Origin of the sequence: Acetonema longum DSM 6540, assembly GCF_000219125.1 — a bacterium.
GTDB classification, from domain to species: Bacteria; Bacillota; Negativicutes; order Sporomusales; family Acetonemataceae; genus Acetonema; species Acetonema longum.
Genome location: NZ_AFGF01000278.1, coordinates 1 through 1,149 on the forward strand (window position 1 = coordinate 1; position 1,149 = coordinate 1,149).

Sequence of the window (1,149 nt, forward strand, 5' to 3'; positions counted from 1 at the left end):
AGGCTCGCAAGGGGCCGACAACCTATCCATGTTTTACTGTGACAGATTTTTAAGGACTCAACGCGAAAAGTCCTTACCTTTCCTGCCTGCCGCCAGGCAAGAGGGGTAAACCCTTTTCTCCGCTGAACTAGAGTTACTGGTTCGAAGGCTACCCGCTCCGCAGCAGGCCGCGCGGCCTCCAGCCAGGCTGCCGCCTGTCTTTGGGTATGCCGCCCGGCCTGCTGCGGAGCTCCTCGCCTTTTCCAGGGGAAACGAAGGGGGAACCCCGGTGGGCCGGATACCCGGCCCACCGGAAAGAGTTCGTCCGTCAGCCCTGAGAAGCAACCACATGCAAAGGGGCAGGAATGCGCCGCATCTTCCATACCCGCGCCCATCCTCTGGCCTCCAAGGCTTCCTCCGTAACATATTGACGGTCAAATTTTGTTGCCACCTTTCTTGTCCGGATACTCTCCAACAAAACCTTATCCGGGCGAACCGTCAACTTTTGCAACGTCCCGTCCGGCAATGGTTTTTCCCAGACCTCGGCCTGATAATTGGCGAAATAGAGGCGTAGCGCTTCCTCAATGATCGCCGTGGCGCTTTTGAAGCCTTGAACCTTTGCCAACTCGCGCGCCTGAGTCAATAAATCCGTGTCCAAACTCGTGTTAAATGGGGTCTTTGCCATACGAAACATCCTCCTTTGAAAGTCGTATTGTAATTTCTCCGGGGTTTTCATACACTTGAACCTGACTGCCCACCCGGAAACCCAATTGGGCCAGCCATTTGCCCTGCAGGCGCAGGGCCGGGACTTCCACATAGTGGCCTGCTGCGTTCCTGTGGCTCCATACGCCGGAAACGATAAGAATCCTGACCATGGGAAGCGCTCCTCTCACACTGTGTGTTGAGAGGAAAACCGAAAAAGCGAGGTATCCTACACAGGGGAAAGGGTTGTAACAATCTGCAAAATCAAGTAGTATATTCATAAGGTTGCTGTGGCAGCAAAACGCTGCACGTGTAGGTACTCCAGTTACCTGCATGAGCCTGCCAGTGTTCCACCACTGGCAGGTCATGGCGACCTTTTCAATTTTCCTCTGTTCTGCCTACGGCAGAACCTGTAAACATGACCACCCCCTCCGGCATAGGGTCAGGCTTGTCAGCCTGCCTACATGC

At 54.7% G+C, this 1,149-nt stretch carries 2 protein-coding genes; both read right to left on the minus strand.

Features of this window, described 5'->3' with window-relative positions:
* Positions 1-307 precede the first annotated feature (307 nt).
* Entirely contained in the window at positions 308-664 is a 357-nt protein-coding gene (locus ALO_RS19875; protein ID WP_004099859.1) for a hypothetical protein, read from the minus strand.
* Positions 645-854 (minus strand): SymE family type I addiction module toxin, encoded by a 210-nt coding sequence (locus tag ALO_RS19880; RefSeq protein ID WP_004099861.1) that lies wholly within the window; start codon positions 852-854, stop codon positions 645-647. The genes ALO_RS19875 and ALO_RS19880 overlap by 20 nt, the downstream gene beginning before the upstream one ends.
* Positions 855-1,149 lie beyond the last annotated feature (295 nt).

What these genes read in the sequence shown, in the direction of transcription:
- ALO_RS19880 (WP_004099861.1), bottom strand. Translation starts at nt 854, where the DNA reads ATGGTCAGGATTCTTATCGTTTCCGGCGTATGGAGCCACAGGAACGCA.
- ALO_RS19875 (WP_004099859.1), bottom strand. Translation starts at nt 664, where the DNA reads ATGGCAAAGACCCCATTTAACACGAGTTTGGACACGGATTTATTGACT.